Origin of the sequence: Bacillus sp. Je.9.29.b (genome assembly GCF_051129925.1) — a bacterium.
Lineage (GTDB): Bacteria > Bacillota > Bacilli > Bacillales > Bacillaceae > Bacillus > Bacillus safensis.
This window is the reverse complement of sequence record NZ_JBCPSO010000001.1, coordinates 272,649-298,386: the sequence shown is the minus strand read 5'-3', so window position 1 is coordinate 298,386 and position 25,738 is coordinate 272,649. Positions and strand designations below refer to the sequence as shown.

32 protein-coding genes, 1 tRNA gene and 1 riboswitch are annotated in these 25,738 nt (G+C 39.1%); of the genes, 16 read left to right on the top strand and 17 right to left on the bottom strand.

What is annotated here, in order from left to right:
• Positions 1–12: 12 nt before the first annotated feature.
• The gene (locus AAZR19_RS01570) at positions 13–1,170 is read right to left on the bottom strand and encodes an MFS transporter (protein WP_087975574.1); all 1,158 of its coding nucleotides are present in this window, start codon (positions 1,168–1,170) and stop codon (positions 13–15) included.
• 127 nt (positions 1,171–1,297) lie between these two features.
• Here AAZR19_RS01570 and AAZR19_RS01565 point away from each other — a divergent pair, with 127 nt between their 5' ends.
• A complete protein-coding gene (locus AAZR19_RS01565) occupies positions 1,298–2,188 on the top strand; it encodes a LysR family transcriptional regulator (RefSeq protein ID WP_151862981.1) in 891 nt (296 codons plus the stop codon).
• 311 nt (positions 2,189–2,499) lie between these two features.
• Here the strand turns inward: AAZR19_RS01565 and AAZR19_RS01560 are convergent, their stop codons facing one another.
• From AAZR19_RS01560 to AAZR19_RS01540, 5 genes are all read right to left on the bottom strand, one after another.
• Positions 2,500–3,396, bottom strand: a complete 897-nt coding sequence (locus tag AAZR19_RS01560) for a macrolide 2'-phosphotransferase (protein ID WP_076840891.1) — start codon at positions 3,394–3,396, stop codon at positions 2,500–2,502.
• Between the two features lie 423 nt (positions 3,397–3,819).
• Positions 3,820–4,650, bottom strand: coding sequence for an SMI1/KNR4 family protein (locus AAZR19_RS01555; RefSeq protein WP_076840889.1), 831 nt, complete (start codon positions 4,648–4,650; stop codon positions 3,820–3,822).
• A gap of 275 nt (positions 4,651–4,925) precedes the next feature.
• Complete coding sequence (locus tag AAZR19_RS01550; RefSeq protein WP_076840888.1) at positions 4,926–6,044, bottom strand: tetratricopeptide repeat protein; 1,119 nt, start codon at positions 6,042–6,044, stop codon at positions 4,926–4,928.
• Positions 6,045–6,240: 196 nt separating this feature from the next.
• Positions 6,241–6,900: a type A chloramphenicol O-acetyltransferase gene (gene catA, locus AAZR19_RS01545; RefSeq protein WP_434702123.1), complete on the bottom strand. Its 660-nt coding sequence runs from the start codon at positions 6,898–6,900 to the stop codon at positions 6,241–6,243.
• A 110-nt stretch (positions 6,901–7,010) separates the two neighbouring features.
• A complete protein-coding gene (locus tag AAZR19_RS01540; protein ID WP_434702121.1) occupies positions 7,011–7,856 on the bottom strand; it encodes a sialate O-acetylesterase in 846 nt (281 codons plus the stop codon).
• A gap of 165 nt (positions 7,857–8,021) precedes the next feature.
• Between AAZR19_RS01540 and AAZR19_RS01535 the strand changes: the two genes are divergently transcribed.
• From AAZR19_RS01535 to AAZR19_RS01520, 4 genes are all read left to right on the top strand, one after another.
• A complete protein-coding gene (locus AAZR19_RS01535) occupies positions 8,022–8,441 on the top strand; it encodes a stress protein (RefSeq protein ID WP_076840885.1) in 420 nt (139 codons plus the stop codon).
• A 420-nt stretch (positions 8,442–8,861) separates the two neighbouring features.
• A complete protein-coding gene (locus AAZR19_RS01530; RefSeq protein WP_041105892.1) occupies positions 8,862–9,308 on the top strand; it encodes a MarR family winged helix-turn-helix transcriptional regulator in 447 nt (148 codons plus the stop codon).
• Positions 9,309–9,340: 32 nt separating this feature from the next.
• Positions 9,341–10,285, top strand: coding sequence for an acetyl-CoA carboxylase carboxyltransferase subunit alpha (locus AAZR19_RS01525; RefSeq protein WP_041105891.1), 945 nt, complete (start codon positions 9,341–9,343; stop codon positions 10,283–10,285).
• A gap of 544 nt (positions 10,286–10,829) precedes the next feature.
• On the top strand, positions 10,830–11,225 hold the full coding sequence (locus AAZR19_RS01520) for a hypothetical protein (RefSeq protein WP_218677342.1): 396 nt from the start codon (positions 10,830–10,832) through the stop codon (positions 11,223–11,225).
• A 488-nt stretch (positions 11,226–11,713) separates the two neighbouring features.
• Here the strand turns inward: AAZR19_RS01520 and AAZR19_RS01515 are convergent, their stop codons facing one another.
• Positions 11,714–12,097, bottom strand: a complete 384-nt coding sequence (locus AAZR19_RS01515) for a RidA family protein (protein WP_061109701.1) — start codon at positions 12,095–12,097, stop codon at positions 11,714–11,716.
• Positions 12,098–12,202: 105 nt separating this feature from the next.
• Between AAZR19_RS01515 and AAZR19_RS01510 the strand changes: the two genes are divergently transcribed.
• A complete protein-coding gene (locus tag AAZR19_RS01510; protein ID WP_218677341.1) occupies positions 12,203–12,541 on the top strand; it encodes a winged helix-turn-helix transcriptional regulator in 339 nt (112 codons plus the stop codon).
• Between the two features lie 257 nt (positions 12,542–12,798).
• On the opposite strand, the gene AAZR19_RS01505 is transcribed toward AAZR19_RS01510, so the two are convergent.
• On the bottom strand, positions 12,799–13,635 hold the full coding sequence (locus tag AAZR19_RS01505) for an SMI1/KNR4 family protein (RefSeq protein WP_434702117.1): 837 nt from the start codon (positions 13,633–13,635) through the stop codon (positions 12,799–12,801).
• A gap of 79 nt (positions 13,636–13,714) precedes the next feature.
• Between AAZR19_RS01505 and AAZR19_RS01500 the strand changes: the two genes are divergently transcribed.
• Positions 13,715–13,879 carry a hypothetical protein gene (locus tag AAZR19_RS01500; protein WP_172400636.1) on the top strand — a complete coding sequence of 55 codons (165 nt, stop codon included), beginning with the start codon at positions 13,715–13,717 and terminating at the stop codon, positions 13,877–13,879.
• A gap of 83 nt (positions 13,880–13,962) precedes the next feature.
• On the opposite strand, the gene AAZR19_RS01495 is transcribed toward AAZR19_RS01500, so the two are convergent.
• The 3 genes from AAZR19_RS01495 to AAZR19_RS01485 form a co-directional block, all read right to left on the bottom strand.
• Positions 13,963–14,035 (bottom strand) — tRNA-Val (locus AAZR19_RS01495).
• Positions 14,036–14,167: 132 nt separating this feature from the next.
• Positions 14,168–15,346 (bottom strand): cystathionine beta-lyase, encoded by a 1,179-nt coding sequence (gene metC, locus AAZR19_RS01490; RefSeq protein ID WP_041110172.1) that lies wholly within the window; start codon positions 15,344–15,346, stop codon positions 14,168–14,170.
• Positions 15,343–16,461: a methionine biosynthesis PLP-dependent protein gene (locus AAZR19_RS01485; protein ID WP_125586482.1), complete on the bottom strand. Its 1,119-nt coding sequence runs from the start codon at positions 16,459–16,461 to the stop codon at positions 15,343–15,345. The genes metC and AAZR19_RS01485 overlap by 4 nt, the downstream gene beginning before the upstream one ends.
• Positions 16,462–16,539: 78 nt before the next feature.
• Positions 16,540–16,661, bottom strand: a riboswitch (SAM riboswitch).
• Between the two features lie 221 nt (positions 16,662–16,882).
• Here AAZR19_RS01485 and AAZR19_RS01480 point away from each other — a divergent pair.
• The 3 genes from AAZR19_RS01480 to AAZR19_RS01470 are packed head-to-tail and all read left to right on the top strand — an operon-like array spanning position 16,883 to position 18,632.
• On the top strand, positions 16,883–17,623 hold the full coding sequence (locus AAZR19_RS01480; protein ID WP_075611257.1) for an alpha/beta hydrolase: 741 nt from the start codon (positions 16,883–16,885) through the stop codon (positions 17,621–17,623).
• A gap of 52 nt (positions 17,624–17,675) precedes the next feature.
• A complete protein-coding gene (locus tag AAZR19_RS01475) occupies positions 17,676–18,191 on the top strand; it encodes a YjcG family protein (RefSeq protein ID WP_326349698.1) in 516 nt (171 codons plus the stop codon).
• 6 nt (positions 18,192–18,197) lie between these two features.
• A complete protein-coding gene (locus tag AAZR19_RS01470; protein WP_075622833.1) occupies positions 18,198–18,632 on the top strand; it encodes a GNAT family N-acetyltransferase in 435 nt (144 codons plus the stop codon).
• Positions 18,633–18,714: 82 nt separating this feature from the next.
• Here the strand turns inward: AAZR19_RS01470 and AAZR19_RS01465 are convergent, their stop codons facing one another.
• A complete protein-coding gene (locus AAZR19_RS01465) occupies positions 18,715–18,972 on the bottom strand; it encodes a hypothetical protein (RefSeq protein WP_024425007.1) in 258 nt (85 codons plus the stop codon).
• Between the two features lie 126 nt (positions 18,973–19,098).
• On the opposite strand from AAZR19_RS01465, the gene AAZR19_RS01460 reads away from it, so the two are divergent.
• On the top strand, positions 19,099–21,411 hold the full coding sequence (locus tag AAZR19_RS01460; protein WP_218677339.1) for an ATP-dependent helicase: 2,313 nt from the start codon (positions 19,099–19,101) through the stop codon (positions 21,409–21,411).
• Between the two features lie 16 nt (positions 21,412–21,427).
• Here the strand turns inward: AAZR19_RS01460 and AAZR19_RS01455 are convergent, their stop codons facing one another.
• The 5 genes from AAZR19_RS01455 to AAZR19_RS01435 form a co-directional block, all read right to left on the bottom strand.
• The gene (locus AAZR19_RS01455) at positions 21,428–21,685 is read right to left on the bottom strand and encodes a stage VI sporulation protein F (protein WP_034282022.1); all 258 of its coding nucleotides are present in this window, start codon (positions 21,683–21,685) and stop codon (positions 21,428–21,430) included.
• 138 nt (positions 21,686–21,823) lie between these two features.
• Complete coding sequence (locus tag AAZR19_RS01450) at positions 21,824–21,961, bottom strand: YjcZ family sporulation protein (RefSeq protein WP_024426457.1); 138 nt, start codon at positions 21,959–21,961, stop codon at positions 21,824–21,826.
• 84 nt (positions 21,962–22,045) lie between these two features.
• Positions 22,046–22,267 (bottom strand): hypothetical protein, encoded by a 222-nt coding sequence (locus AAZR19_RS01445; protein WP_041110165.1) that lies wholly within the window; start codon positions 22,265–22,267, stop codon positions 22,046–22,048.
• An 87-nt stretch (positions 22,268–22,354) separates the two neighbouring features.
• Positions 22,355–22,483, bottom strand: a complete 129-nt coding sequence (locus AAZR19_RS01440) for a hypothetical protein (protein WP_255290946.1) — start codon at positions 22,481–22,483, stop codon at positions 22,355–22,357.
• Between the two features lie 71 nt (positions 22,484–22,554).
• Positions 22,555–22,905, bottom strand: coding sequence for a DUF1360 domain-containing protein (locus tag AAZR19_RS01435; protein WP_024426459.1), 351 nt, complete (start codon positions 22,903–22,905; stop codon positions 22,555–22,557).
• A gap of 167 nt (positions 22,906–23,072) precedes the next feature.
• On the opposite strand from AAZR19_RS01435, the gene AAZR19_RS01430 reads away from it, so the two are divergent.
• The 5 genes from AAZR19_RS01430 (at position 23,073) to AAZR19_RS01410 (ending at position 25,720) form a co-directional block, all read left to right on the top strand.
• Complete coding sequence (locus AAZR19_RS01430; RefSeq protein WP_224426357.1) at positions 23,073–23,468, top strand: spore coat protein; 396 nt, start codon at positions 23,073–23,075, stop codon at positions 23,466–23,468.
• Positions 23,469–23,510: 42 nt separating this feature from the next.
• Complete coding sequence (locus AAZR19_RS01425) at positions 23,511–23,843, top strand: hypothetical protein (RefSeq protein ID WP_041110161.1); 333 nt, start codon at positions 23,511–23,513, stop codon at positions 23,841–23,843.
• A gap of 88 nt (positions 23,844–23,931) precedes the next feature.
• Entirely contained in the window at positions 23,932–24,435 is a 504-nt protein-coding gene (locus tag AAZR19_RS01420) for a spore coat protein (RefSeq protein ID WP_041110160.1), read from the top strand.
• Positions 24,436–24,581: 146 nt separating this feature from the next.
• On the top strand, positions 24,582–25,073 hold the full coding sequence (locus AAZR19_RS01415; RefSeq protein ID WP_003211658.1) for a CotY/CotZ family spore coat protein: 492 nt from the start codon (positions 24,582–24,584) through the stop codon (positions 25,071–25,073).
• Between the two features lie 203 nt (positions 25,074–25,276).
• Positions 25,277–25,720, top strand: coding sequence for a CotY/CotZ family spore coat protein (locus AAZR19_RS01410; RefSeq protein WP_024426462.1), 444 nt, complete (start codon positions 25,277–25,279; stop codon positions 25,718–25,720).
• The last annotated feature ends 18 nt before the right edge of the window (positions 25,721–25,738 follow it).

Below are 25,738 nucleotides of genomic sequence, written 5' to 3'. Positions count from 1 at the left end.
AAGCAGCATTATTTAACTCGACACTTCTCCTTCTTTTCTACCAAGTTTCATAGATAACTGAACGCCAATCATTAACGAGACGATGACAAGCATTGCCACAATGGAAGCATCAAAATGTCCGCTTAGATCGAAAACCAAGCCAATGAAAAACGGACCGAATCCACCCACAATGTACCCGCCCATCTGCGACATCGCAGACCAGGTTCCAGCTTCCTCCGGAGTACTCGTCTCCATAATCGGGAGCATAAGCGCTAAAGGAAATAATCCACCTGCACCCATACCTAGGAAAATGACGGCTGGCAAGATCGGCATTGGCAGAAGAAGAAAGATAAGGCCAATGAGTTCAGACAGACTGCATAAGATGAGAAATAATTTCGGTTTTCCTAATCGAGTAACGACCGCTGGAACGAGTAGTGCCACCGGTATCTGAATGAGTGTAAATATGGTCAAGAGCATTGCAGCATATTGCGGACTGTTGCCAAAGCTAAGAGCAATCGGTGAAATCCATGCCGTCAAAGAATAAAACATACTGGACATAAAGCCAAAGAACAAGGTGAATTGAATGGCCTTTTTGTTTCTCAGCGGCAATTTTAACGGCAACGTTACATGATCACTCTGCTCATTTTTGCGAACTAAACCTATCCATAGAATAAGGGCAATCACCCCTAGAATAGCCCAGCAGGACAATGCAAATGGAAGGTGATGCTGACTGCGCAGATAAATTGGAATGGTGAAGCCGGAAGCGAGCGCTGCACCAATCGTCATCGAAATTGAATACACACTGACGATACCAGGATTTCTCGGGAAATATTTTTTAATAAAACTAGACAATAAAGGACCTGCGAAGCTAATCCCTACCCCTCCAGCAAACGCAGTCATGAGCAGGATAGCAACCGATTGGCTAGTACCACGCAGTGCAGTGGCAATCGTGATCAGAAGAATCGAGAAAAACAGCGTTCTCTCTAAACCAAAACGCCGGCTGAGTATCGTTGCAACGGGAGCAAATATTCCCATACAAAGGACAGGCAAAGTGGTCAAAAGACTTGCTGTCAGTGCGTTTACGCCAAGCTCTGATTGGATCATGCTCATCATGGAAGCCACGGACGTAATGATCGGACGTAAGTTTAAAGCGGCTAAAAATAAAGCGGCTAAATAATATATTTTTTTCATCAATACCCTTCTTTCTCTCTCATCTTGTTAAGGTTACTTTGAGTATAAATCTGCTGCATTCATTGATCAATACAATAATTCGTATTATGATGATAGGAGAAAACTATCATTTATAAAAGGAGAACTTATGGATACCCGGCATATTACCTATTTTATGGCTGTATTCAATCATTTGCATTTTACAAAAGCTGCTGAGCAGCTAGGCATATCACAGCCTACACTTAGCCAGCAAATTCGACTGCTTGAAGCAGAAGTTGGGATGCCGCTCTTTGATCGAATCGGCAAAAAGGTCGTTGCTACCGAAGCTGGTTCGCTGCTTTATCAATATGGGATGAAAATGCTGCAAGCTGAAAGAGATGCAAAAAATGCGATGAAAGAACTATTATCGGAAAAACGAGGAACCGTTCGTCTCGCAGTTCTCCCATCAGATCTTGATTTTCAGCTGGTGCCACTTTTTGTAGAATTTAAAACACTTTATCCAGAAACTAATCTGAAGGCATATTCAAATATCTTTGTTCGTGAAGAAGTCCTTTCGCATAAAGTGGATCTCGGCATCGGACTGCGAGGGCCTGCGGATAAGCGTCTCGTTCAAATTCCACTTGGAAGTGAGCCTTACGAATTATTTGTTCATTCAGAAAGTGATTTGGCCCAAAAGAGCGAAGTGTCATTAAAAGAGCTGACTCACCATGCGTTGGTCATGTATCCGAAGGGATATCTAGGAAGGGATTTAGTAGATGACGTATGTAAAGAACAGGGTGTTGAACTGGACACTGCCATGGAGGTTGGGTCCGCGTTTTCGCTATTGCAGCTGGTTGAAGCCGGGATCGGTGCAACCATTCAGCCAAGAGGATTACTAAAACAACATTCGACGTGGCCTAATATTGTTTCGATCCCTATTGCTGAGCCAGCACCTGTCCGGCACTTGGAATTAATTTATTATGCAGATCGATTTGTCAGCAAAGCACAGCAGCAGCTATCTGAATGGCTGATAGACTTTTTCAAATCAAGAACAAATTAAAAAGTGAGGTTAACACATGAAGAATGCAGATAGCATATTTACAAGAACAAACCGAGTTGTTATTCGCCAATTCGATAGACAGGATATTGAAGCGTTTTATCAATACCGAGCAAATCCCACAATTGCAATATTTCAATCCTGGGAAAACTACACATACGAAGATGCTGAATCATTTGTTCAACATCAATATCGAGTTCATTTATAAAAAAGGAAAATCCAAATCCGTTTTCATTGATCAACTCAAACAGTTTTTCATGAATTAGATTAAAAAAAGCCCTTTTCAGGGCTTTTTTTGGATTCGTTCTGATTGATTAGCTTTCGTTTGCCAACATGTATGCTGCAGTTTCATGCATATCTTTCAATCCTGATCTCTGTGCGTACTCGGCCACAGTGATCGCACTTGTCGTCAGAAGTTCTATTATATGTTCATCCATTCCTGGCCAAGTTCTCCCGCCTGCTTTTTCATACGCATGGATAAGTTTTGTTAATCCTTCTTTCCCAAAGAGAAGTTGATGCGACAAAAAATCTGCAGATACATCACCAACCCCCACTTCAGACCAATCAATCACACCCGTCACACATTGATTTTCATCAATCAGAATGTGGCCAGGATGCAAATCTCCATGCTTCACTCCCACGAAAGGCGGCCATAAAGAATCTTTAGCTAGCCATTCTTGCCAGCGCTCCCATAAACCGCTGTTAATGGTGTATTGCGATTTGACACGTTCCATTCGCTGTTTCATTGATCCTCTTAATTCATGAGCACTGAGCATCTCCACACCGATCGTTTTAAATGGCTGTTGATCTAAGGAATGTACATTCGCTAAAACTCTTCCTAATGATTCATAATAAGCTTGCGGTACTTTCGTTTGGTCAAAACTCCACACATACGATTCCTTCTCCACATCAATACTAGCCGCCGGTACCCCCTCTAATTGTTTATAAGCAATCAGACTTTCTGAAAAGATAGACCACTGAGGGACCTGAAAGTGAACCTGCTTACTCATATGATCTAATGTCTTTTTTTCTTGTAAGGTATGTTTCATTGATTCAGGTCTGCGAGGCACTCTTAATATCCATTGATCACCATGTAAATCTTCGACATGCGCGACACGAAAATCAACACCTGATTCATTTATTTTAATGGTATTCTCTGAAATGTCTAATCCGTGATGATTGGCTAACTGCTTTAATTCTAATCTATTCATATTCATTCCTCCAATTGCTCATTTAGTCATGATCAATAGGCATCAAGAATATCATCACAAAAAACCACAAAAGGCTACTTTATGTGGTCAGAGTAAACAAAGCTGGACTTATGCCATTCTTTGTATTAAAAAACATACAAAAAAGACAGAACAATTATCTGCCTGTCTTCTAGTGAAATTGCATACTTTCCCGCTGAAGATCATTAAAAATGTGCAGACTACCCCGTTTACTCCGTTTGATGAAAACAGAGCCTTTGAACATATGAAATTACTGATTGTTCAAAGTTTGCTGGCGTAATCTTCCTGCATGCATCATCTTTAACCATCCTCCTCTTTATCATATAAAGTTACTATACTTTATTTAAATATGACTTTCAATAAGATTACAAAAAGAAGCCCTTTTCAGGGGCTTTTATTCTTTCACTATCTTTTTTTCACTGGATGAATGTCTTCTCCCAAAAAAGAGGTATTAGGCTCACCACTATTTTCTAGGAACTCCGCTATTTCTTTCAGCTCTTGATTGATGAGGTCATTTCTTTGCATATCCGGGTTTAACAGAAGGATGGAGTGAATCGTTGTCGCTGCTTCATATAAAACATGTTGATCTTTTATCTGTTTGATGCATTGTTTCATACGATCGAAAAACCATTCAATCTCTTCAATTTCTTCCATCGGATAATGTGCCATTTTAAAGAGATTCTGCTGACGAAGGTCTTGTCTCTCAAAAATTTGTTCAAGCTCTTCTTTACTGACATACAAATCCGAGGATTCCTCATCAATCTCTACTACCTCGACCATCACATCTTCAGCTGTATATAACTGCTCAATAAAATCATCGAAAGTATCCGCCAGCTTAAAATCGACTCCCATTTCTAAATCAAAATAGTGAATAGGAGGATGTTCTTTCGTTTGTCGATAATCCATTGCGATCCATGTATCTTCTTCTCCGCTGATGATTACAAGTCCCTCAGGCAGCTCCAATTCATCACTTAACTGAAGACTATTCATGATGCCATCATCTTTGGCGATTCCTCTTAAATGGTCAAATTGAACATGATCCTCAGCCCATGAATTCGGCTGTTCAGTTGGGAAAGCATTACGAACTGTAAAACCACCGTTCCATTCTAAAATGAGCTTTTTATATGTATCAGGTAAAGTGACACCAAGTCTTCCCTCTGCTTCACGAATTTTTTCCTCATCTATCTTTTCTAACGTGAAAGGACTCTCTTCTTCTTTCTCCCAGAAAGGTTTCAAAGTGGATGCCTCCCTATATTTATTGAGATAAGTATAGCATTGACCAACTGTTCATTTGCTCATTCTACTTCATAAAAAAACAGACTATTAAAGTCTGTTTTAATCTTGTCTATACGTTTTCAGAGGTTGTATTTCGATCAATCATAGTCGTGTTTCGATTTGATTTTTGATGTTCCTCCATAGTTGTATTCCGAATTGATTTTGTTTCAATGAGTTTCAAAGTTTCTGCTGTTGAAACACTTAACAATACAATGGAAACAATGACTAGTAATTTTTTAATAATCATACAGACACTCTCCTTTTTGAATATCATTTTGAGCTTTAAGAGCCTTTTTATAATATTCGACAGCTTTTTCAAAGTCCCCCTTTTTTTCAGAAGATAATCCTATACTTTGAGCAAATACCTCGACATAGACATATAGTTGCTTTTCCTCAAAATAATCTAGCACTTCTTGAATTGCTTTCTCATTAGCATCTATATAAATCGCTTTTAAAGCTTTAAATAACATCAAACACAACGAATCATTTATCTCTAAGGAGCACTTAAGACCATCTTCTACGAGTGGAGCGGCTTCATCATGTTGACTAGACTTATACAACGACCAGCTTAAACTAAATAGGGTGATTGGTTTTATTTCAATACTTCGTGGTGTAATAATGTCTAAAACTTCTCTGTAGCGTATAATTGCTTCAGTGTACTTTTGTTGTCGATCATATGTATTCGCTATGTTCAATAGAATTTTAGCAATTAACATATTATCGGCGAGCTCTTCTGCTATAGAAAAAGCTGTATTTAGATGCTTTAATGACTTGTCATATCGCTTGAAATCATCATAATTTCCTGCAATAACAATCAAGCTTTGTATTTGGCGAACTTTATATTGTTCATGCTGCTTATAGATGTCTAAGGCTTTTATAATATGATGCATAGAAACATGAGTTTGTTTCATAATATAGTAGGCTTCAGCCACCTTGAAGTGAAACTCCGCTTGCTCAATATCATCGACCACCAATGCGAGCTGCCTTTCAGCGATCTTATAATATTGGATAGCCTGTATGTATTCTTTCTTACTAAACTCATGCATTCCTCTAAAAAAAGCATTATAGTATTGCAGCATACCAGAAAGTTGATGATTTGAATTTTCGATTTTATCAACCAAATCAGAAACAGAAGGCGATCGTTTTTCTGAAGGTTTAATATAATCGAGCATAAGCTGATGTCGAAAACACATCAATTGATAGTAAATGAGCAGGTCTTGATCCTCTTCCATTCGCTCAATTTCTCGTTCTACCTCAGCTTTCAAAATCTCTGCATCAGGTACACTGAATTGCCGAATCATTTTATACCATTCATTTATTTTCACACCTACATGTGAAGAAAGAACTTTCTCCATCCCTTATTCCCCTTCCACTAATTTCCCTTATATTACATTTATTATCACATGTATAAGTTTTCAAGGCACCGAAAAGAAACCGCAAAAAGAACAGTTGAGTAACCGTGATTTTTCATATTTCTTTTCACAACAGAAAAAGCAGACTCTGCAAAAGTCTGCTTTTTTCTAAAAATCAAATGACTACACCTTTTGAAAATTAAGTATACAATGAATCATTTAACCACTCTTCACAATGTTCTATAAGCCACCTCAAATATTCCACATATTGACCGACATGATAGCCGTCACAAACAGCATGATGTACTTGAATGGCGACTGGCAAGATAATTTTCTCTTCTTCCACCTTAAATTTCCCTAACGTAAATATCGGCAATAAATAAGTTTCATCTGTAGATACATTAAGGTTAAAAGAAGTAAAATCAATCCAAGGCAGGCTTGAAATATTGAACATATTTTCTGGCATATGAGGTTTCGGAAATAGTTTGTTACTTTCGCTATAAGCTTCAATATCAGCTACACAGCTTTTATAAAACCGAGCAAAATTTTCGTCATAAGGCGTCCAAATACTTGAAAATGTCTTTGTTTCTTTATTTAGAATCGTATAACTAGGGTGGAGAAGATCCCAGTGACCAAGTTCATCGTTCACTAGATCCATCCGAAACTCCGGTATTTTTTGCACAGCCCTTGCTAACAAATAAATTTGTACAGGATATACTTTTAGCTTTTGTTCTTTTAATATTGAATACAATGTCGTGATGTCTAGATTGATCACCAGGCTATATGAGCATCGGGTTACCTTCATATAATGATGAAAGTGCTCTTTTCTCGGATAATTTTCATCTATTTGTTTGAACATTTTTATCTCCTCCTGAATGTAATTTCATGTATTCAGGAGGAGACTTTATCTGTTTTCACCACCACAATCATCCTTTCAAGAGATATGTCATGTTTTTGTCCATTCAAAGTCTACCATGAGTTTTTCCTACGATAAGTCTTCAGCAACTCTTCGTAAGTCATCTTGCCTAACGTGAACTTTTCTAGTGCTATATATGTTTTCTCCGCTGTGGTATTCATTCTATTATGACATTCATTCACTAACTCATGTTCATTTGGTAATGGTTCATGTATATGTTCTTTTTTTCGAAATGCTTCATAATATCTTATACCAAAAATTCTCTGGGACATCGCATTGATGTGAATTCCGTCTGGGTTAGGCGCAAGGCCTTTGGCAGTAACATAATAACAATTTTCATGATGATGTGCATATTTTTGAAGTTCCTCATTCATCAGTGGATATTCCACACATCCTGCGCCGAATGCCACTTTTCCCAAGAAATCACCCAAACCTCCTATTACAAGCGGAATGTTAGGTACAGATAACTCAGTTCTTAGTTCATGAAATAATCTTCGTATTTTTTCATCGTATTCTTTGTATTTCCCATCTTGGCTGTCGCTTTCTCCTTGATGCCATAATATCCCTGCCAATTCGCTATTTTCCTTTGCAAATTTAGCTTCACTTATAGCATGACGAAATAATGCTCCATCCGGCGGCCACTCATCAATGGAACTGCCTCCCTCTGCACAAGGAATCAGGCCAATCTTCTCTCCTTCATGATCCTTACACCAAGACTCCGCAAAGGAAGCCGCTAGTCCTACGCCAGCTACCGGCCTATCAAAATGAATGGGCTCAGTCATCATTTGCCATCTACCATTTCGCAGCATCATGATTCTTTCATTATAAATCGGAGGCACTTCATGTTTGAAGCCGCGCCCCGCCATATTTGATTGTCCAATTAGTAAAAATGACTTCATATCTTCCTCCCCCTCGATAAATGGTTTATCAAATATCTATTTACCTGAACGTTATCATTTTACCCTTCTTTATTTTTCATATTTGTCTATTTTTGTCGAAATGATAGTAAACAGGAATTACTTAGTGTAAGATCCTTATGCATCTATCAATCAGGAGGATCTACTATGAAGAAATATTTTGTATTATGTTTTACATGTTTATTATTGTTAACAGCTTGTAGCAATGCAGCATCTACTAAAAAACAGCTCACCACAGACAACGTGATTGAAGCTTTCAAAAGTGCTGGGCTTGAAGCAGAAAAACCAACTGATCTTGAACAAAAAGAGTTTGGAAATATAAGAGAAGAAGGAAAAAGGATTCTCATTCCTTCTTTAGGTGAAAATGCTGGTGGAAGGATTTTTAAATTTGGAAATGAAACTGACCTTAACCAAGCCAAATCTTATTATGATGAGTTAGGAAATGCTGGATCTATGTTCTTCTCTCACACATATTCAAAAGGGAACTTCCTGCTTCAAATGAACGGAGAAATGAAGGATTCTGAGTTTGAAAAATATAAGAAAGTAATGGATGAGGAAATAAAATAGTTTCATATTTTTTTACCGATTGCTTCTTTAATCTTTAACAGAGAAGAGTTCTTTACGATGGTCTCTAATTCAGCTGGATCGAACCGTCATCTCTACCCTGTCAAGGTGAATGACCTCATCCGAAGCAAACAGACCTTCCTTGAAAAAAACTGATTTAATAAGGTTCTATGATGAGCCTTTCTGATAAAAAATGTGCATTTCTGAAGAAAACTGAAAGGGTTCGTCCCCAATCCGTCCCCATAAAAAACAGACCATGCAGGGTCTGTTTTAATTTTGCCTATACGTTTTGAGAAGTTGTGTTTCGATCAGCTGCAATACTGTGCATTCCTGAATATTGGCTTACGTTAAGCTTGTGAAAAAATCATATTCATGTATAATACAATTGATGTATGATACATCAATTGTAGGAGGATGACCTTTTTGAAAAGAGAAGATGCCTTAAAACTAAGAACAGATATTAAGAAAATGATTATAATCACTGGGGTTTTTGAATCTCAAAATTTGCCCAATGGACCATTTGAAAAACCTCTACCAACTTCTCAAATGATGGCGCTAGAGGAACTAGAGGTGGAAAAATTAACTGTTTGGCAACTATCCAATAAACTTAGATTAGAGACTTCAACTGTAAGTAGATTGGTAGATAAGTTAGTAAAAATGGGGCTTGTTTATCGTGAAGTAAATGAAAAAAACAGAAGAGAACTTTTTCTGCACCTCACAGAAAAAGGACACATTACTGTTAATCGCTTAAGAGAGCAATCCCTTACATTTTATCAACGTATCCTCAATAATTTATCAGAATCAGAACAAAAAATAGTTGTGGATGGTTTTGAATTATTTATTGATTCTATTTCTAAGTCTTTTGATTAGAGTGAGGTAAATCATAACCTTTGGAGGATAAAATGAGTTTGGATTTTGAACGTCCTATTATTGAACTAAAAGAGAAATTTGATGAATTAAAGAAAATGATGAAAGAAAGTAATGTAGATTTATCGTCAGAAATTCATTTATTAGAAAAACGTTTAAATAAAATGCAAGATGAAATTTATTCTAATCTTACAGCTTTTCAACGAGTTCAAATTGCAAGACTACGTAACCGGCCCACGACATTGGATTATATACCTTTATTGTTTACAAACTTTTTCGAACTTCATGGTGATCGATTATATGGTGATGATAAAGCAATGATAGGTGGTATTGCAAAATTTAAAGGAATGCCCGTTACGGTTATTGGTCATCAAAGAGGTAGAAGTACAAAGGAAAATATAGAAAGAAATTTTGGAATGGCTCATCCAGAAGGATATAGAAAAGCGCTAAGACTTATGAAACAAGCTGATAAATTTAATCGCCCTATTATTACATTTATTGATACAATAGGTGCCTATCCAGGGAAAGGGTCTGAAGAACGTGGAATTTCTGAAGCGATAGCTCGAAATCTATTTGAAATGGCTACGCTTAAAGTGCCAATTGTTTGTATTGTAATTGGAGAGGCATCAAGTGGTGGAGCTCTTGGCATTAGTGTCGGTAACCATATCCATATGTTAGAGTATTCATGGTACTCGGTAATTTCGCCAGAAGGAGCAGCATCTATCCTATGGAAGGACGCTAAGTATGCTCCAGAAGCTGCTGAACATATGAAAATTTCAGCAAAAGATTTAAAACAGTTAGGAATGATTGATGAAATCATCCCTGAAATGCAAGGTGGAGCACAAAATGATATAAAATCACAGGCACAAATGATTAAATCTGTGATCGAATCATCTCTAAAAAAATTGATACCATTATCCTCAGAAGAGCTTATACAACAGCGATATGAAAAGTATAGACAAATAGAGAATTATAAATGAAAATATTATTACATTTAGGAGGATTCTCGCAAAAAATACTAAATATTTTGTAAGAATCCTCTTAAACTGGATATGCTGATACTATTAAAAGATGTGTGATTAGTATGGAAAGGAAAATTTGTTCAACGGATTATCTTCCATCAATACTTTGAAACGTCGTTATCCCCCTACGAGATGGCGGGCCAAGCCGTCATATATCCCCATACTTTGTTTCTGGTTCTTTTATTGTCTAATGACTCTTTCACATCAAAATTACCTATTTCAACAACCACGATTCATAATGGTCGCACTCCTTAAATACTATTCAAAAAAGAGCTGGACATGCTAGGGCTAAAACACCCTCAGATAGGATTACTCTACCTTTTTTAAGGAAGAATTTAATTGTTTTTCTAAATTAATCTGTCCCATCTTAGGGAATGAACTATAAATTCTTTATGTTATAATTCAATATCAGTTTAAAAATGCCTTTTTTGAACTTTAACAGACGATCCAGATTACATCACAAAAAGCTTTTATAATACGTATTTTTAGGAGGTTAACATTAGTGGACAGTTCCCTCAATGAAATAAAGCTTATCATTCCAACAGGATGTGACAATGCTCCCAGGAAGCAAATAGTCATTGATTTTACAGTAGCTATATTAACGCGGCAGACTGAAGTTATTAAGGAATTTGCGGATGAATCTATTATCTGGTATCAGTTAAAGGATAATACAAAGCTTGAAGGGCGAAATGCCTTAATCTCCACTTTGTACAAAGAGGACAGAGAAATCGTTGGCAACCTTGAAATTTACCAAGTAATAACACACGGGAAATTTGCTTCAATAAATGGTGTGATGTTATTAGCGAATGGTTTAAAAATTGATTTCTGTGATGTATATATTTTTAGTAGTGCTGCAAAGTCTGGAAAGATAAAGGAAATAAAATCATACAGGATTTAAACGTTACTGGTCTATTTATTAGGTGACTCAAAAGGCGTTGCGATACAAATTTCATACGTTTTCATGAAGAAAGATAAAAACAAAAAACTGCTACACAAGGGTTTCAACGATGATTCCGACTGGGCTCGAACCAGCGACCTCTACCCTGTCAAGGTGAATGACCTCATCCGAAGCAAACAGACCTTTCTTGAAAAGACTGATTTATGATGAGCTATTCTGATAAAAAATGTGCATTTCTGAAGAAAACTGAAAGGGTTCGTCCCCAATCCGTCCCCATAAAAAAACAGACCCTTAAAGGTCTGTTTTAATTTAATTCATATCTAATGAGAAGCCTTCATCTGCACATAACTTTGTATTTCAGTTTTTCCCACATATGCTTTAAATAGTGCTGTCTATCCTCTGCCCTTTTATTGGTTACACGTTGAGCAATTCTAGATTCTACCCTTTCCCTTGTATAGAGAATTGGTCAAATTAATCTGATAACGTATTTAATCAGTGTGTGCGATAGCCTTGACTTCAATCAATTGCTCTGGGAAAGCCAGATATGTCACACCAATGAGACTGCCAGCTGGTCGGTGTTGACCTAAGTATTCCTTGAATAGATCTATGACTGTTTCGGAGTGTTCTTGTGGATTTGTTAGAAAAATTTCAACATATGCAATGTTGGATTTCGTAGCTCCCAATTCCACCAATACCCGATCAAGGTTCTCAAATGTTTGCAGAGTCTGAGCTTCAATATTCTCCTTACCAACGAACATACCATTTTTATCGTATGAAAACTGACCTGAAATGTAGATTGTTCCTTTAACGCTATATCCTTGGGTAATACCGTGATCCCATAGATTGTGATTGTAGGTTTTAATATTAGTCATCGTTTTCTCTCCTTTATTTCAAAGTAAAGTAAGTATAAAATGAATATAAATAAAAAAATAGTACGCACTATTTAGATAGCTACTATCAGAAAGGATAGTGTCAATATGAGTATGGCTGATTATAGAAAAACGGGTAATATCCAAGAGACACCTTTTGGATATACATTATCAGTTATAGGAGGCAAATGGAAAATGCTAATTCTGTATCTCCTTTCGGAAAATCAACCCGTTCGCTTTAATGATATGAAAAGGAGACTTGGAACGATTACCTTTAAAACATTGAGTGCACAACTTAAAGATTTGGAGGCAGATGGGATGATTATACGAAAGGAATATCCACAAATCCCCCCTAAAGTGGAATACAGTCTTACAGATAAGGCAGAAACACTTTTACCAATTTTAGAACAGTTATGTGATTGGGGAGAGAAAAATCGAAGTAATTAAATTCTTTTTGTATAGATAATTCAAGTATTGACTATGAAGGGCAATGGAGCTATAGAGAACTTCTAATCTAATGAATACTATAGGAATGAATAGCCCCTATCTATCTTGTATATACGTTTTGAAATGTTGTATTTCCGTTAACTGTTTCTATTGAAAAAAGCCGTCCCTTTGGACGGCAAAATGATATTCATTTTATTTCATGCTTCCCCAGATAGGTCTTCCACCAGTATGGCCTGTCTTTGCATGCTCAAAGCTTATTAAAGGAAACTTGTTTGCATAGCAATTTGTTCTCCTTGATTTACTATAAGTGGATCTTTATTTTTTTCTAAAAATTTAACAATTTGATACAGAACCTCACTAATTTTTTCGTTAATCGGCATATTTTGATTTAATAAGAAAATGCAGAGAATCGTATCAGCTACTTGATAAAGCGCATCTTCATCTTTTGTTTTTTCAATATGATATTGCATCTTTTTAAAAAACCATTCAATTTCGTTCAAATCAACCATCGGGTAATATTGAATTTTATACAGATTACCTTCATCAAGGACGTCCAATTCAAATATGGCTTCAAGTTCTTCTTTACTTAAATGAGCTTCAGGAAGTTCATATTCACCCTCTGCTGCTTCCTCATCAACAGTGTACTCAGTTGTATACAGCCCCTGAATGAATTCATCAAAGGAATCTGCTAATTTAAAGTCTTCTTCCATCTCAACATCAAAATAATGAATTGCAGGATTCTCTTTCGTTTTTCGATAATCCATTGCTACCCAAGTATGTCCATCCCCGCTAATCAAAACAAGCCCTTCTGGAAGCTCCCACTCTTTTATTAAGTAGCCACTATCCATAATTCCTTCACCTTCTGCAATTCCTAAAAGATGATTAAATTGAATATGATCCTCAGCCCATGAATTAGAGTGAGTGGTTGGAAAAGCATTATGAACTGTATAACCACCATTTTGTTCTAATATGAGCTTTTTATATGTATCTGGCAAAGTGACTCCAAGTTTCTTTTCAGCCTTAGCTAATTCGTATGCAGTGATCTTTTTTAACGTATAGTAACCTTCCTCGTCTATTTCCCAAAAAGATTTCAAAGTTTTTTCCTCCTAGTGTCATTTAACAAAACTCTTTTACGAACGTACATTCTATCAAACTGTTTTATGGTGTGATTGCATGCCTGATATTGAGAGAAAGATTTATCGAATTATTTATAATATGAGTCGCTTTCGTAAGAATCCAACAATTGATGACCTGAAAAGAAAAACAGGTAAAGACGAGAAGATCGTTAGGCAATCAGTCAAAAACCTCCTGCCAACTGAGAAACAATCTGGCGGATAAAGTTCGTCCCCAATCAAAAGAAACTGAACAGATATTCGTTGTCAAAAAAACAAAAAACCCTTGCTACGCAAGGGTTTAAACGATGATTCCGACTGGGCTCGAACCAGCGACCTCTACCCTGTCAAGGTAGCGCTCTCCCAGCTGAGCTACGGAATCGGGTTATGTATCAGTTCTGGGCTTTCTGTTACTGACAGTCTCTATTATATAACCATAATAATAAAGCGTCAATGGTTTTGTTCAAAAAAGGTCAAAAAGCCGGCGGCTGTGCCGGCTTTTTTCTCTCCTTCTTTATGATTGGTTCACAAGGACGGGCTTTAGTTGATCAAGTGCTTGTTTGAAGTCGCGTTTGAGATCTTCTCCGTTTTCAACTCCGACACTTAAACGAAGCAGCCCATCTGTAATCCCTCTTTTTTCTCTTTCTTCTTTTGGCATAGCCGCATGTGACATTTTGGCTGGGTACGACAAAATGGATTCGACGGCACCTAGGCTGACGGCGAATACAGGTAATGTGACAGCGTCCACCAATTCTTTGACTGCCGCTTGATTTTCTAGTTCAAATGAGAGAACCGCTCCTGCTCCGCTTGCTTGCTTTCGCTGAATATCTGCGCCTGGATGATCGTCTAAGCCTGGGTAGTATACTTTTTTCACCGCAGGATGTTCTTTGAGAAAGGAAGCTAGTTCGAAGGCCGTTTGGCTTGCTTTTTCTAATCTCACCTGAAGGGTTTTTAACCCTCTTAACACAAGCCAGCAGTCCTGCACGCCAAGGACCGCACCGAAAGAGTTTTGCAGCGAATAGAGTTCGTCTCCCAGCTTCTCATCTTTCACCACAGCTAAGCCTGACAGCACATCACTATGGCCGCTTAAAAATTTCGTTGCGCTGTGCAAAACAACGTCAACACCAAGGTCGAGCGGACGCTGAAGCGCAGGCGTTAAAAACGTATTATCTAAGAAAGTCAGACAGCCATGCTCTTTCGCAAGCTGGACAACACCTTCAATATCTGTAATCCCTAGTGTTGGATTTGACGGTGTTTCCATGTAAATGACCTTTGTATTTGATTGAATGCCTCTTTTAACTTCATTCAAATCGGTCATGTCCACGAAGGTATGCTCAATTCCAAATCTTGAAAGAACTTGGGTAATCATTCGGAAAGTCCCGCCGTACACATCTCTTGTGACAAGGACGTGATCTCCCTTTGATAATAGAAGAAAAGCAGTCGAAATAGCTGCCATGCCTGATGCAAAAGCAAGCCCTCTTGTTCCTCCTTCCAGCGCTGCAATTGTATCTTCTAATGCTTGACGTGTCGGAGTCCCCGATCTGGAGTAGTCATATTGGCCAAATTCATCGAAGCTGCTTTGATGAAATGTGGATGCATGCTGAATCGGTACACTGACTGCACCTGTTGAACGGTCTGTTTTAAACGCATTATGAACGAGTTGTGTTTCAAGTGTCCAATCGTGTGTGGTCATTTGGCGTGTACCTCCTCTTTTACTTGTGAGAGTGCCTGTTTCAGGTCTGCTTTCAGATCATCTACATGCTCGATGCCAACAGAGAAACGGAGCAGCTTGTTACATACACCGTTTGCAATGCGAATCTCTTCTGGAATATCCATATGCGTTTGTGTCGCAGGATACGTAATGAAGCTTTCGACTCCGCCAAGGCTTTCAGCAAAACAAATCGTTTTCAGCTGCTTCAAAAATGGATTGACCCATTCCTCTTTGGCTACTCGGAATGACAGCATGCCTCCCTTTCCTGGGTAAAGCACATCTTGAATTTCTGGCTGCTTCTCTAAAAACTGTGCCAGCTCCTTCGCATTTGCCTCGTGCTGGCGCATTCTAAGAGCCAGTGTTTTCATTCCTCTCATTAAAAGCCATGAGTCAAATGGTGATAGAACCGCTCCAATCGCGTTTTGATGCTGGAACATGTCTTCAGACAGCTGCTCTCCTTTTGTCACCACAAGCCCTGCAAGAACGTCATTATGTCCGCCTAAATATTTGGTTGCGCTATGAATGACAATGTCCGCTCCAAGCGTAATCGGCTTTTGCAAGACTGGTGTGTAAAAGGTGTTATCGACAATCACCAAAGCGCCATGCTCTTTTGCAATCTTCGCTATTTTTTGAATATCTGCTTCCTGCATCAGTGGATTTGTCGGTGTTTCAATAAAGACCGCTTTTGTGTTTGGCGTGATTTTAGAGCGTAAACAGTCTTCATCTGAAAAATCATCATAAAGAAAACGTAATCCGTACTTTTTCCATTCGTTTTCAAACAAACGGTATGTACCGCCATATAGGTCTGAAGAGACGATGAGTTCATCTCCGCTTTCAAATAGAGCCATGATCGTTTGGATCGCTGCCATTCCCGAACTGAAGGCAAAACCGGCCGTCCCTTCTTCGAGTGAAGCAATTGCATCCTCTACGAGCTGTCTTGTTGGGTTTTTCGTTCGAATGTAATCAAATCCTGTAGATTCCCCTATACCTCTATGTCTGTATGCTGTCGAAAGATAAACGGGAGGACTGACAGTGCCAGTCACCTCTTCGCTACGGTTTCCAATCTGCGCTAATTTCGTTTCCACATGTTCTGTCATTTGACACCATCCTAAGTAAAAATCTGATTTCAAAACAGAAAACCCCTTCTTCATAAGAAGAAGGGGTTTAATCGCTTCCTCTTATCTTCCAAGCAAAAAAGCTGCTTGCTGGATTTAGCACCTTGGTACATCACATGAAGTGATGCATACCGGTTGCTGAGGTTTCAAAGGGCCAGTCCCTCCACCTCTCACGATAAGAATGTGTTGTCTGTCTGTTCTAATTCTTAATACTGTAACCCATTAAATCTCATTTTTCAAGGGGAAATGTCATGATTAATTAAAATTTTCTGTATTTTATAACAGAATCGATGTTATACGGTTTGATTGCATGTTAGCATATAGGAACAACGCTGTTTTTCATGTTACAATGAATGGAAACGTTTCACTTTATGATGAATTTGGTTAGCTGGAGGAATGGATTATGGTGAAGAAAACAGGAATCATTCAAGAAGAAACCTTACAGTCAAAAGAACTTGGGGCGGACATGACCATTTTGATCTATTTGCCAGTCAATTACTCCCCCCTTTATACATATCATGTCATCATTGCCCAGGATGGTCATGATTATTTCCGCCTAGGCAAAATAGGCAGACAGGCAGAAGAATTGATGCAAAACAAAGAAATGGAACGCTCGATTATCATTGGTGTTCCTTATGAAAATGTCACGGAAAGACGAAACACGTATCATCCAGATGGTACAAAGTTTGAAGCGTATAAACGCTTTTTAGCAAATGAACTGGTCCCTTATATTGATAAACACTATCCAACCTATCAAATTGGATCAGGACGGACGTTTATTGGTGATTCACTGGGTGCGACGATTTCCCTCATGACAGCCATTGATTATCCTTCTTTATTTGGCGGGCTGATTTTGCAGTCCCCTTACGTTGACGAGTCGGTTCTAGAAGCCGTCAAACAGTCAACAGCCCTTTCTCATTATGCCATTATCCATCAAATTGGGCTTGAGGAAACGGCTGTGAAAACAACAGATGGCCAGGTGCTTGATTTTGTTCAGCCGAACGAAGATTTAAAGGCCCTTCTTGAACAATCTGGTGCGGATTACTTATTTGAGACATTCGAAGGGGATCATAAATGGACGTTTTGGCAGCCGCTCATTGCGCCTTCGTTAAAAAGAATGCTCCCATATTCGTTAATCAACTGAATTTTGTTATAATAAACAATAATAAATACTTTCTTATTCAGGAGGGAACATGATGAAATACGGAGTTGTTATATTTCCATCAAAAAAATTGCAAGATATTGCGAACTCTTACCGGAAGCGTTATGATCCGAACTATGCACTCATACCGCCTCATTTAACATTAAGAACACCTTTTGAATTAACGGATCTAGAAGCGGCTGAGGTCGTCTCAACGTTAAGAGATTATGCAAAAAATGCTTCTCCTATTACGTTACGTATTAAAAAATTCAGTTCATTCGCTCCTGTAAACAACGTCATTTATATGAAAGTAGAACCGAACGAGGACATCATAGCGCTCAATGAAAGATTGTACGCAGATCCACTTGCTGGTACACCTGAATATGCCTTTGTTCCTCATGTGACAGTGGCTCAAAAACTATCAGATGATGAGCATTCAGACGTACTTGGCACATTAAAGCTGAGAAAGATTGACCATGAAGAAACAGTGGATCGCTTCCACCTTTTATATCAATTAGAGAACGGTTCTTGGACCGTCTATGAAACATTTATTTTAGGAGAAGAGGGTTAAAGACATTTGAAAACAGTCATCGTAACAGAACAAACACAACGAGAAGATGCATATTATGTACGAAAAGAAGTATTCGTAAAAGAACAAGAAGTTCCAGTAGAGATCGAAATAGATGAACTAGAGGACAAAGCCACCCATTTTGTCATTTACAATGATGACAAAAAGCCTCAGGCAGCCGCTAGACTGCGGATCATTGAGGGTTCAAAGGCAAAGCTTGAACGCATTTGTGTGTTAAAAGAGGCGCGCTCCTTCGGCCTTGGCCACAAACTATTAGAGGCGCTAGAAACAGAAGCGATTGCTAATGGAGCAAAAGAAGCGGTTATGCATGCCCAAGTCCAAGCTCTTCCTTTCTACGAAAAGAAAGGCTACAAAGCGGTTTCTGAACCGTTTGAAGAAGCAGGGATCACACATGTCAAAATGACAAAAACGCTGTCTGTTTGACCAAAAGAAAAGCCAGAGCATTCAAGATGCCCTGGCTTTTTCTTTTTCATTATCGTTCGCCACAGGAAGAAAGCGCAATCATTTATATATACGTATTGATATGAATGCCCTTGCCTTCCTCCATAAACATATCTCGTACAAAGCGTTCCCGCTTTTTTTGCTGTACTTTCGTTTCCGCTTCTGTCACTAAGTCCTCTTTTTTCTCCAGCTCTCTGTATATCTTGTCATGAAAGGTGCGAGTAACCTTTGTTACTTTCGCATAGTCTTCTTTATCCTGAGGAGCTGGACGATTGATATATTGAAAATACAGATCCGGCTGAATCGGGGCTATATATCCCATCAAGAACGCCTCCTTTGCTTCTCTTCTATTCTACTATTCCCTAATTATGACTGTTTGAAACACGCCTCATTTGATATGATTAGATGTGTTTCGTTTTAAGATTGATTGACTATTGGAGGACTAGCTTTGAAATGCGCACGACGATATGATCGAACGATCTCATTACATATGTATTCGAGAGAACACTATCAATTCCTCCATGACGAGGGAAAAAAAGGACAATTATTCTGCCCATATTGCGGACAACCGGTCTTTTTTAGATTAAATATACATGATGAACCTGCCTTTATTCATAAGCACATGTCTCAGCAAGAGATATGTGAAAAAGCTGAAGAACAAGCAGATCATCATCAAACGGCTGAACAAGAGGAAAAGACTTCCTATAAAGAACTCGGAGGCTTCCGTTTTCCAACCGGCAAACAGATCATCTCGCAAACGAGCGAATCATATGACTGGCAGGAACCAAGGTCGATTCAATTTAGCGATGCCTTACATTTAGAAGAGAATGAAGAAGTTCATACGATCGACCTCTTCCCGCATATCACCTTTAGCACACCGCAGCTTCAAGCTGTCACACATTTAGATGGTCCGATGCTTGTGCTGGCTGGTGCCGGCAGCGGGAAAACAAGAGTCCTGACGGCTAGAGCGGCTTATCTCATGTCCCATCATCATATTCCTGCTCACCATATTTTACTCGTAACTTTCACCACAAAAGCGAGCAATGAGATGAAAGAAAGGCTGCGTAAGCAATATCAGCTTCATCCTTCACAAGCCAGCCAAGTGGTGACAGGCACCTTCCACAGTCTTTTTTATAAAATGCTGCTTCACGATGACGCAAGCAAATGGAACGGCCAGCATCTGATCAAGTTTGACTGGCAAAAGGAGCAATACATTCGAAAAGCCATTATGAATGAAGGACTTGATGAGAAAGACTACCCTACCGATCAAGTACTGCAATCGATCGGCTATTGGAAAAATGCCTTTTTACCAGGTGAACTTCCTGATTTGAATGATGAAAAGGAAAAACACATGTGGACGATCTATCAATCATATGAACAGCAAAAACGAGATCATCAGCAATTTGACTTTGATGATATGGCGATTGCCTGCTTACATATGCTCACAGAACAGCCAGAACTGCTAAAACGGTATCAAGAACGATTCCAGTATATTTTAGTGGATGAATTTCAGGATATTAATCCAGTGCAATATCAATTAATTCAGCTTTTAGCCGGAGAATCAGAGCAGTTATTTTGTGTAGGGGATGATGATCAAGCCATTTACGCCTTTAGGGGTAGCAATCCTGCTTTCATTCTTGAATTCAAACAGGACTATCCTTCGGCTCAGATCGTCCATTTACATGCGAATTACCGGTCTCACCATACGATTGTCGCAAGTGCTGATGCGATTATTAAGAAAAATCAGCATCGTTATGAGAAGACGTTAAAAGCCGTGCGCGCGGAGAAAATTCCTCCGACGCTCTTCTATCCATATGACGAAGAAGAGGAAGCGACGATGATTGTCGCAGATATTCAGGAGAAAATTAAAAATGGTGCAAAGCCGAATGACTTCTGCGTGCTGTTTCGAACGAATACAGGCGGCCGTGCGATTTATGAACGGCTGCATCAATCGGCGATTCCATATGAGACGGATGCTGGCGTCAAAGCCTTCTACAGCAGACGAATGGTTCGGGTACTCCTCGCCTTTCTTTCCTTAAGTCAGGATGCAGATGATGTGGCCGCCATAAAACAGCTGCTGCCCGTTTTCTTTTTAAAGCAGCAAACCCTGAATACACTAAAGGCACTGACCATCACAGAAGATTGCTCAATGATAGAAGCGCTTGGAAAACTGACAGATATACAGCCGTTTCAACGGAAAAAGCTGCAATCAATTGTTCCTTTGTTCCGAACGTTACGGACGTTAAAGCCATCGGACGCAGTGACATTTATTGAACAAAAAATGGGACTCGGGGATTACTTAAAAAAACGGGTGAACGATACGAATGTACTTGAAAAAGGAGCGGATGATGTACGTGATGTGAAAACAGCCGCCAAACGCTTTGAAACGATTGAAGCCTTTCTCGCACATGCCGAACATATGAAGTCTGCCGAAAAGGAAAAAACAGATGAACCCGGTGTTCAGCTCATGACGATCCACCGCGCAAAGGGACTTGAGTTCCAGACAGTATACATTACTTGTGTGGTCGACGGGGCACTTCCCCATGATTTCTCACTGGATGAACTCAGAAACGGTGATGAAGAAGCGCTGGAAGAAGAGCGCCGTTTATTATACGTTGCTATGACAAGAGCTGAACAATCTCTTTATCTGTCTGTTCCATCATTTAGACGAGGAAAAACGGCTCATCGTTCTCGCTTTTTATATCCTCTTCTAAAGAAAAACCGTGAATTATTTACGCAAAAACAACAGGCCCCCCTTTAAACGGAGAGCCTGTTGTTTATTTTTTGTTGTTCATCATTTTAGAGATTGTATTGAAATCAAGCTTTTCTTTTCCACTTGTAATCGATTGAACGATTTTGTCTTCCATTTCTTTAGGTACACGTTTGTTCGCAAGCTGTGCTACTTTTTTAATGACACCTCGAACGGTATTCTCATCTTTAAAGTTGGCATTTTGCAAAGAACCTGCAAGTTTAAACACATCATTCATATTCACACCGGTTTTGTTTTCTACGCTTTTAAAGAATTTATTATCCATTCATTTGCCTCCTCTTTGTGGAGTAATCACCTTACTATATGAAAATAGGCGAGATATGTGCCTATCCTAAAGCCTTGTTTGACCAAAGAGAAAGGAAAGCAAAAGGCTTCCCCCTTGCTTCCCTCACCTTCTTACTTTTTAGTAGTTAAAGAAAGAAGCACCAACGATGATTAAAAGGATGAAAAGCACAACGACAAGAACAAATGTTGATCCATATCCGCCGCCGTAGCCACCACCGTAGCCGCCGCAAGAACCGCCACCGTAACCGTAACTCATATATAAGCACCTCCTCTTCTCCCTTACAAAGTATGAAAAATGAAAGAAATGGTTTGGACGATCACATAAAAAAGTGCGGAATTTTTATTTCTGCTGTTTAAAGATGTAATCTGCCTCTCTATGACGCACCATGAATGCTTCTGTTTCCTTCGCAAAAGCATCCATCTTCACGCCAAATGCTTTTAAGTGCTCCTCAAGATCATTCGCTTTATCCGTTAGATCCAATTCAGCCTTCTCGTGCGCTTGTTCTTTCCCATCATGAGGTTTAGTGAACAAGGAACCGATTAATTGTTCGAATGCATCCATTCTGGTCACCCCTTCTCTCTTACATATGCATCACTCAAAAAAAGGGCAACAAAAAAACCGGATAAATCCGGCTTTTGTTTTTCTCTTCTATTGAGGTTTCTTTTTGTTTCCACAGCCGCAGCCTGTTTTCTTGATTTTCTTCGTATATACAGATTGTTGATTTGACTGCGCTGGATAACCTTGAAGCGTATGTGACGGCGTTTCGTTTGGTTTCATCGCAACCCTTCCTTTCCTATTCCATGATAGTATATGCATTTGTTGAAAGCGTGTCTGATCAGAATGCCTGTTTATTTCACAAGCTTTGAGACGACCGCTTCAATGATGCCTGCTGCTGCGGCAATCGCTAATAGTAAATTAAGCCACATACTAATGACAGGAAAAAGTATGTATATCAGAAGTAAGGCAGCAGTGCACCATATGCCAGTACACCAATAACAGCTTAACAGTTCTCCAACCCAAGACCGCAGTCCTTCCCCTTTAATGATGATATATGTTTCGACCTCACCTTGTTCGTTTACCTCTTCCTGTTCTTCATGAAATAGACGGCGGAAAGGGGCCGTAATGGTATCAAACACAATCAGTCTCGTCAGTCTAAAGGATGCGAGGGCAAACACGACAAATGACAAAGCACCGCTCAGAAGCCTCCACCTCCTTCTTTCTTCTTTTTCCGTCCTTTCTTTATATATGCAAGAAAAAAGACCGTCATGATGAATCGAGCGGAAATAAAATTGGGTTGTACTTTTTCACACTTTCCGATTCCACCTTGAGTCCTTCCTGCATTAAATAATGTATAGATAAGAAAGGAGTGAAAGTATTGTCTATTGAAGAAAGTGCTGAAATATTATATACACAACTGTTAAACGAATTAATCAGCAATTATGATGATTTCATTGAGATCAAAGATTCCGAAAATGTCACAATTCATAAAACAGATGTAACAGCTGCACTCTCCCTTCAAGCGACCGTAACGACAATCATTACTCTTTTAATCCAAATTCTTGTACCAGACGATGAATTGGCTGCTGACATCACAGACCAGCTTTTAGCTGTGCAACAAGTGGAAGTCCAAAAGAAAACTGTGATTCAAATCATCAACTGCTATAACATTACGATTACATTATCAGATGCATCCATTATGAACTCCGTCCAAATTCTCACTCAAACATTGAATGTGCTCTTAGTTGAAGCCGGCATTCTTTGACCCTTTCTTTTTCTAATGACGTATGAAAGAGGTGAAATCATCGTGGCTGAAGAGAACGAAAAAAAGGAGTTTCAAATCAATACTGATATTGATCCATTAACAAGTCTTCTTGTAAGTGATGTGTTAAACAAAAACAATATCACTGATGATCAGAAAGCAAATATCTCAGATGATCAAAGAAGAATGATTTTGAAATTAGTGGAGGACTTGCAAAAGAAAGCAAATGATTTCGTAGAACAGCAGCAGGAGAAAAAAAGGCAGGCTGAGGCAGCAAAACAGCCGGAACAAGAGCCTGAACCAAAAGTACGTCCAAAACGAAATTCACTTCGAAATCGTATTCAGCAGCGCCGTGATGCGCAGCGTAATAACGATTAAATAAAAATGGGTTGCCTGCTAGGGTAAATGCCCGAGACAAAACCACGCATTCCAGCATTTAATAAAGTAAACGGAAGGAGGAATAGAAATGGATTCTAAACCATATTCTTGGGTCGCTCTAGATCGTAACTGTACACATCACGGACACCACGGACACCACAGATACCACGACGATTGCAACTATGAAAGAAAAGCACTTTGTGACGACTATTATGATGATGAAAATGTCTTACAAGACTTGGATCAAGTAAGTTTCACAAAGCAGACATCTGAAGAAGTCATTATCGTCAGAGACTCTTGTGACATTAACGTCTCTTCTGTTGATGCACAGGTTGCAGCATCTATCCAAGTAGCGATTCAAACAGCGATCATCACGATTACAAATATCTCAATCGCAGACGGTGATTTGGCAGACCGCGTCACGCAGGATCTCTTACAAGCTGCTACTCACAAACAAACAAACCGCCAAAAACTTGTCATCGAAAATTCAAGAAACGTTACAGTATCTACAATCGATGCGGACATCTCTATCGCAATCCAAACACTTACTCAAACACTTGTTGCGACAATCGTTGCAATCGGTATCCTCTAATGTCCAAAAGCAGAGCGAAAAGCTCTGCTTTTCCTTTTATCAAAATACATCAAATATAAATGGTCATTTACCCACACCAACTAGCGGGCGCATACATATGTTGTTAAGGACTAAAGTCAAATACCTTGTTAAAGGAGCTGAAATCCATGAGCTGCGGAAAACACCATGGCCGACATGATGAAAACTGTGTATGCGATGCGGTTGATAAGATTTTAGCAGAGCAGGAAGCTGTAGAAGATAAATGTCCTACGAGCTGCTACAGTAATTTATTAAGCCCAACAGTTTCTGGAAAAGATACGATTCCGTTTTTACTTTTTGATAAAAAGGGCGGGTTGTTCTCTACTTTCGGAAACATCGGAGGATTCGTTGACGATTGCCAATGCTTCGAATCTATTTTCTTCCGGGTTGAAAAATTACACGACTGCTGTGCTACGTTATCTGTATTAAGACCTGTTGATGTACACGGACATACGCTAAGCGTGTGTCACCCTTGTGACCCTGACTTCTTTGGTCTAGAAAAAACGGACTTTTGTATTGAGGTTGATTTAAACTGCTTCTGCGCAATCCAATGCTTAAACCCAGAGCTTGTCGACAGAGTCATGCCATCAAAAGATAAAAAGCATCATCACCACGGCTAAATCAACAGGCCGCTCATCTAACTTGTCATGAGTCAAAGCATCCCCTTCCTCACGAAAGACAGCCAATGATGCGGAGCAGTCAGCATAAGAAGCGGCCGCTTCCGCATTGGTTAAAAGTAGATGCACGAGCCGGCATAGATAGCTTGAAGATGATGACAGTGCTCAAACACTCAAACAAATTTCCTAGTATAGGAGGGTTGAATATGAGCCGCAATCATTCATGGAGCTGTGTAACAGAGGCTGTTGAAAACATTAGCGACTTGCAAAATGCTGTCAAAGAAGATTGCCCGACCAGCTGTTACAGCAATCTCCTTTCTCCATCACATTCATTAGGTGACACTGTCCCGTTTGTTCTCTTTACATCCAAATCAAAACCATTCGTCGCATTCGGAAACGTCGGAGAAGTAGATGCAGGCCCTTGCTTCAGCACTGCATTTTTCAGAGTCGAACATATCTGTGATCACTGTGCAACACTCAGCTTGCTTATCGCATTTGACAAAGACCGTCATATTTTAGATTTTACAGATAAAGATTCCTTATGTGATGTGTTCCGATTAGAAAAATCGAAGTATTGTGTTGAAGTAGACCTTGACTGCTTCTGCGCAATCGAGTGTCTAAACCCAAGACTCATCAATCGTAACTGCTAACAAAAAAAGTCCCTAAAT